General features: G+C 62.2%; 7 protein-coding genes and 1 riboswitch. Of the genes, 6 read left to right on the top strand and 1 reads right to left on the bottom strand.

The features are described from left to right. Positions 1 to 166: 166 nt before the first annotated feature. A complete protein-coding gene (locus VJ604_RS16815) occupies positions 167 to 913 on the bottom strand; it encodes a nucleotidyltransferase (RefSeq protein ID WP_324084545.1) in 747 nt (248 codons plus the stop codon). 150 nt (positions 914 to 1063) lie between these two features. On the opposite strand from VJ604_RS16815, the gene VJ604_RS19325 reads away from it, so the two are divergent. From VJ604_RS19325 to VJ604_RS16790, 6 genes are all read left to right on the top strand, one after another. Next, positions 1064 to 1261 (top strand): type II toxin-antitoxin system HicA family toxin, encoded by a 198-nt coding sequence (locus VJ604_RS19325; RefSeq protein ID WP_349256695.1) that lies wholly within the window; start codon positions 1064 to 1066, stop codon positions 1259 to 1261. Further along, positions 1258 to 1599, top strand: a complete 342-nt coding sequence (locus VJ604_RS16810; protein WP_324084544.1) for a type II toxin-antitoxin system HicB family antitoxin — start codon at positions 1258 to 1260, stop codon at positions 1597 to 1599. The genes VJ604_RS19325 and VJ604_RS16810 overlap by 4 nt, the downstream gene beginning before the upstream one ends. 75 nt (positions 1600 to 1674) lie before the next feature. Continuing rightward, positions 1675 to 1751, top strand: a riboswitch (cyclic di-GMP riboswitch). Positions 1752 to 1869: 118 nt separating this feature from the next. Then, positions 1870 to 2262 carry a hypothetical protein gene (locus VJ604_RS16805; RefSeq protein ID WP_324084543.1) on the top strand — a complete coding sequence of 131 codons (393 nt, stop codon included), beginning with the start codon at positions 1870 to 1872 and terminating at the stop codon, positions 2260 to 2262. Between the two features lie 81 nt (positions 2263 to 2343). Continuing rightward, the gene (locus tag VJ604_RS16800) at positions 2344 to 2781 is read left to right on the top strand and encodes a hypothetical protein (protein ID WP_324084542.1); all 438 of its coding nucleotides are present in this window, start codon (positions 2344 to 2346) and stop codon (positions 2779 to 2781) included. 75 nt (positions 2782 to 2856) lie between these two features. Further along, a complete protein-coding gene (locus VJ604_RS16795) occupies positions 2857 to 3060 on the top strand; it encodes a hypothetical protein (RefSeq protein ID WP_324084541.1) in 204 nt (67 codons plus the stop codon). Positions 3061 to 3149: 89 nt separating this feature from the next. Next, positions 3150 to 5901 (top strand): PAS domain-containing hybrid sensor histidine kinase/response regulator (locus VJ604_RS16790; RefSeq protein ID WP_324084540.1); only part of this gene is annotated, 2752 nt, incomplete at its 3' end.

The following is a 5901-nucleotide window of genomic DNA, read 5'->3' as shown; positions in this document are numbered from 1 at the left end:
CCCATGCCGGTCTCGGCCAGGGCCTTGCTGACCTCCCGGGGGTCGCATTGCCACCACCCAGCGCCCGGCGGCTCCAGGGTCAGGTCGATAAAATCAAGTCCCAGGTCGGCAAAGCGGCGGATCTCATCGGCGGGGTCGTGGCGGGGATGGTTCATGGCACCGACTTTCATGGCAGCTCTCCAAAAAGGTGCTCGGCGTTGAGCAGGGCCAACCTCGACTGGTCCACTTCCGGATGGCTGGAGGTCGGAGGAAGCAGTCCCAAAGGGGCCCAGATGGATTCCGGGAACCGGCAGGCGCGCCCCGGGCAGAGCCAGCGAAGGACGTTCATCACACTCCCCAGCAGCGGCCGGTCGTCTCCCAGGGTGCTGAGAAGCCTCTCCCAATCAAGCCCGACTCCCTGCGCGTAGAGAAGACTCAGGATGTCGGGCCAGTCCGTACGATCCATTTTCAGGATGTACAGCTTGGACAGGATCAGTTCTTCCACGGGGATCACCCTCAGCGAAACGCCGCGAATCCGGAGCTCCCAGCCCCGGGTGAGCCAGGTCTCGTCCACCGAAGCCTTCCCGTTCAGCATCCTCCAGAGGAAATCGATGATGTAGCCGTTCCGGGCGGAGCGGTAACTCCAGGTGGGGTCGTAGGGGAACTCGGTGTACTCCTGGAAGCCGAGCTCCCGGGTGATCTCGATGACCCTCCGGCTGTCCTGCTCTCTCAGGTAGATGTCCATGTCCTTGGTGTTGCGGACATAGGCCGAATAGACCGACACTGCCAGCCCGCCTCCCAGCGCGAAGGGGATGTCCTTCCCGGCGGTCTCGGTTATGAACCGGGCATAGACCGACCACTGCTCCGGCGGTATCAGGTCGGTAAGTCTCTGCGAAGCTGTTTCCTGTCCTATAGGCGCAGGCAAGGTTCCCACTGCTTTCTCCTCATGCTGGTGCCATTGTAGCACGGATGCCCCTCCGCCCGCACCATCCCCTCCGTCGCCCTTCATCCCCCAAATCTCTTGCAGGCGACGGCCCCTTTTCACCTGGTTGACATCATAGTATCACCCTAGTATCATCTAGAGATGCCACCTAAGGTAAGAGAGTTGATAGACCGCCTCCTGCAGGCGGGATTCATCGACCGGGGCGGTAAGGGGAGCCACCGCAACTTCACCCATGCGCGTTGCTCGAGGCCGGTCACCATATCAGGGAACCCAGGAGACGATGCCAAGCCATATCAGGAAAGGCAGGTAAAGGCCGCGATCGAGGAAACCAGGAAATGAGGAAAAGCGACAAATATCTCAAGATTGTGGAATGGTCGAAAGAGGACGGTTGCTATGTGGGAACCTGCCCCGGGCTCATTTATGGCGGTATCCACGGCGACGACGAAGCAGAAGTTTACCGGGAGCTCTGTGAGGCCGTGGCGGAGGCAATCGAGCTGTATGAGGCAGATAAGAGACCACTTCCTACTGAGACCGCAGGTAGGGAATATTCAGGCCGTTTCGTGCTCAGGATAGACAAGGAGCTGCATCGGGAGATCGCCCTTCGAGCGCTGCGGGCAGGTGAGAGCCTGAATAGCTACTGCCAGGAAATCCTCAAAAAGGGAGTTCGGCAAGAATAGCGGCCGTCTCCATTAGAAATATTGTGTTGACAGCGTTACTAATTAGAAATATATTGCGATAAAAATTAAACCGATACACGACAATACTAAACCATCCGCGAGGGTGGGACGGAAAGCCTATAGGGTCTCTCTGAGATAGCCGGGTCGCCGAAATATCACTGATATTGGCGACCCGGCTTTTTTGTTGCCAGTACGGTGTTCGCTGACCATTGCCTGCGGCGAGCCGACGAGGCGACGTAACATGGTGCGCGCGCTTCACCTGGGGGCTTTATGACAGAGAAGGTAACGGATGGCATCCTTGTGCTGTTGGCGGTGGTCAGTTTCTTCCTCTCCATCCACGGCGACGGCCGGGCCGGAACCACCATCGATGGCACCGCCCTCTATTCCTCTCACTGCTCCAGATGCCATGGCCCGCTGCCGGCGAAGTCGAGGGTGACGACCGCCCGGATCGTGCAGGCCATTTCCACGGTCAGCGTCATGAGACCGCTCTACGGCCTCTCCCTCTCCGAAATCAAGGCCATCGCCACGGCGTTCAGCACCCCCCCTTCCCCGTCTACTTCGCTGCCCAATCCGATTTGCCGCCCCAACTTGTCACCTCCAGTGGAAATCTCCTTCGCCGGCCGCAACGGCCGCGCGCCTGCGTGCTGGGTAAAGGGGAGCTGACACCGTAGCATTGACAACTCATCCCCCCGTCGTAACCTTACCGAGACCCGGACAGGGACCCTGCGCTGATAAGGGGGCGACATGGATGAGCTGCACGACCCACTCCGACATCTCCTCTTTCGTCTGGCTTCCCGGTTCCGCTCCGGCATTTTGAGGTGCAATTGGAGGTCGCTCTCCCTGCCGACCCTGCGCGACTTCCCGCGGGGGGCCTGTGGGGACGCTTCCCTGCTGCTAGCCAAGTATCTCCAGGTGCAACGGTGCGGCCTTGCCCACTACGTGCTCGGGGGGCGGGCGGGCCTTCCCCACGCCTGGCTCCAACTGCACGGTTTCGTCGTCGATATCACCGCCGACCAGTTCGACGACCAGGTCGCCGGCGTCATCGTATCTGCCGACAGCTCCTGGCACTGTTCCTTCCACGGCAAAATACATAGCCCCGCCGACTTCTGCCTGTACGACCGCGAGACCGTCTTCAAACTCACCCATGCATACCGGCAAATAAGCTCCCATCTGGATTCCTGAGCAGCAAGGCGAGGTTGCTGCGCAGTGCCCTCCGTTTTCCTCCGTTTTTCAGCAGTTCGCTCCCAAACTTTTCCTGTGCCGGCTAAAGAATTTCCCTCCATTGCCGAAGGATACGAAGTTGCGGCACCGGTTGCCGCCTCACCGAGGGAGGTGCTGGCGCTCGAGAAGACCTGCCTGGACCCCGACCTGTACAGGCTGGATTCCACCGGCACCGGTCTTTTGGCCGGAGTTCTTCAGGCAGAACTGACAGGCAGCATCCTCGCCGATGGTCCCACTTGAAGGGCTGGGCGAGAGATGGACAGGGGTAACAAGCGCCGCCGGTTATCGGCAGGACCGGTAAGCGGTGCAGCGCTGATCAAGAGACGACTATGGCGGTTCACATAATGATCTCCCGGATGAGCAGGCTGCTTGCGGCCGTGATCGGCCTGGCGCTGGTGGGGTACATCGGCTACCTGGTGGTGGCGCAGTACCGCAGCCAGTTGGCCCTGCAGGATACGGCGCTCAAGAGATTCACCTCGGACGCCACCAGGCGTGCCACCGCACTCAGCTTTTACTTCTCGGAGGGGAAAAGCGAGCTGAGGGACCTCGCCCGGAGCCGCGAGATCTCCTCCTACTTCGAAAATAAGGCGCTGGGGATGTCGATGGAGCACGGTCTGCGGGCAACCCTGCAGGTCGTAGACGACCTGTTCGACGCGACGCTCAAGTCCAAGGTCTCAAACGGGGGGCCGGCTTTTGACCGCTTGGTCTTCATCGACCGCTCGGGACAGGTACTGGCCGACACGGCACATGCCGGTGCCGGGAACTCCCCGCGCCAGTGGAAGCGCTACCTGAAGCCTGACGTGAACGTGGTTTCCATCGATACGGAGACCGCAGAGGGGGAGGTCAAGTTCCTCGTTTCCGCGCCGGTCCGCTTCAAGGCACACTACCAGGGCGAGGTGCTCGGCTGGCTGTCATCTGCCAAGGTGTATCGCTGCTTCATCCAGGGGCTGGACGAATCGAGCCGCTACCCTACCGCCTTCGTCTTCAACGAAAGCTACCTGTGCGTGCCGGAAGCGATCAGGGGAACGCTCGGTCCCGCCGGCGCACGCCTCCCGCACGACATCGTCCCCATGGTCCCCTACCGCATGCAGCCCTCCACCTCGCGCAGCGGCCCCGCGGGCTACGCCATCCTGGTTCCCGTGGAGGGGACCCCGGTTTCCATGGTCGCCTTCGTCCCGGCCGCCGGGGGCGTCGACGTCAACTCTCCGCGGCGCATGCTCTATACCACCGCCGGCATAGCGGCATTCATCCTCTTCGGGCTCTTCTACCTGCAGGTGATCAACACCAGGAACGCGGTGCTCAGGGCGCACCTGGAAGAGAAGACCCTGCGGGAGGCGGCGGTGGGGGAGAAAAACCGCCTGCTTGCCGCCGAGATCGAGGAGCGCCGCCAGACCGACCTCACCCTCAGGGAGTCGCGGCAGCAGCTGCTCGACATCATCTCCTTTCTCCCCGACGCCACCATGGTAATCGACCGGGACGGCAAGGTGGTGGCCTGGAACAAGGCGATCGAGGTGATGAGCGGGGTCAAGGCGGAGGAGATGATCGGCAAGGGGGATTACGAGTACGCCATCCCCTTCTATGGAAAAAGAAGGCCGGTGCTGATCGACCTCGCCCTGCACCCGGATCCCGAAAACAATTGCTACGGCTCACTGCGCAACGATGACTCCATCATCTACGGCGAGACCTTCACTCCCCATCTCGGCCCCGACACCTACCTGGCCGGCTCCGCCTCGGTCCTCAGGAACTCCCAGGGCGAGGTGACCGCCGCCATCGAGTGTATCCGGGACGTAAGCGACCGGCTGCGGGCGGAGCGGCTGATCAGGGAGAGCGAGGCGACCCTGAGATCGCTGATGGATTCCATGCCGGCCGGCGTGTGGTGGTATGACGAGGAGCAACGGGTCGAATACCTGAACAGCCGCTTCGCCGAGCTCTTCGGCTACCAGCTGGAGGAGATCCCCACCGTGAACCACTGGCTGGTGCACGCCTACCCCGATGCCGACCAGCGTTTCGCCCTGATGGAGGGGAGGCAAAAGGTGATCGAGCAGGCCAGGGGCACCGGCGCCGCCGTGCCGCCGCTGGAAACGATGGTCGCCTGCCGGGACGGCAGGGTGCGCCACATCATCGTCAACACCCAGTTCTCCCAGGGGCGCACCCTGGAGATCTTCACCGACATCACTGAACAGGAATTCATCAACAACGAGCTCCTCAAGGTGCAGAAGATGGAGTCGCTGGGGGTGCTGGCGGGGGGGATCGCCCACGATTTCAACAATATCCTGACCGGCATCATCGGCTACCTGTCGCTTGCCCAGATGTTCCTGGAGGAGGGGCACGCCGCCCACCCGATGCTGGTGTCGGCCGAGAACGCGTCCCAGCGCGCCTCGGAGCTTGCCTACCAGTTGCTCACCTTCGCCAAGGGTGGGGCGCCCAACAAGAAGGTGGTCTCGGTGTCGCACCTGGTGGAAGAGGCGGTCTCCCTCTCGCTGCGCGGGACCAGCGTCCAGAAGAAGATGGTCTGGGGCTGCACCCTGCGGGAGGTGGAAGCCGATGCCGGCCAGCTCAACCAGGCATTCAACAACATCGTGATCAACGCGGTGCACGCCATGCCCGAAGGGGGGACCTTGACGGTGCGGGGCGACAACGTGCAGCTGGAAATGGGGAACCCCTTCTCGCTGGAACCGGGGCCTTACGTGCGGATACTGTTCGAGGACGAAGGGTGCGGCATCCCCGAGGAGGTGCTGAAGAAGATCTTCGACCCCTACTTCACCACCAAGGCGCGCGGCAACGGACTCGGCCTGGCCTCCACCCTCTCCATCATCAGCAAGCACGGCGGCCACATCCAGGTACACTCCCAGGTCGGCGTCGGGACCACCTTCTCCATCTACCTACCCGCCGCACTGGCGTCGACGGGCGACGGGGAGAGCGGGGCTGCGGCCTGTCGGCTCCCGCGCCAAGCGGGGGGCACGGTCCTGGTCATGGACGACGAGCAGATGATCCGTGATCTCTGTTCCAAGATGCTGAGGGCGCTCGGCTACCAGGTGGCCACCTGCGGCGACGGGGTGGAGGCGATAGAGAAATACCGGG

The sequence above is a fragment of the Geomonas sp. genome, from assembly GCF_035254065.1.
Classification (GTDB): domain Bacteria; phylum Desulfobacterota; class Desulfuromonadia; order Geobacterales; family Geobacteraceae; genus Geomonas.
The sequence above is the reverse complement of the archived record's forward strand: the minus strand, read 5'-3'. Positions and strand labels throughout refer to the sequence as shown.

Excerpts from the sequence above, each read along its gene's own strand:
- VJ604_RS19325 (WP_349256695.1), top strand. The coding sequence starts at position 1,064 with ATGCCACCTAAGGTAAGAGAGTTGATAGACCGCCTCCTGCAGGCGGGA.
- VJ604_RS16810 (WP_324084544.1), top strand. The coding sequence starts at position 1,258 with ATGAGGAAAAGCGACAAATATCTCAAGATTGTGGAATGGTCGAAAGAG.
- VJ604_RS16805 (WP_324084543.1), top strand. The coding sequence starts at position 1,870 with ATGACAGAGAAGGTAACGGATGGCATCCTTGTGCTGTTGGCGGTGGTC.
- VJ604_RS16800 (WP_324084542.1), top strand. The coding sequence starts at position 2,344 with ATGGATGAGCTGCACGACCCACTCCGACATCTCCTCTTTCGTCTGGCT.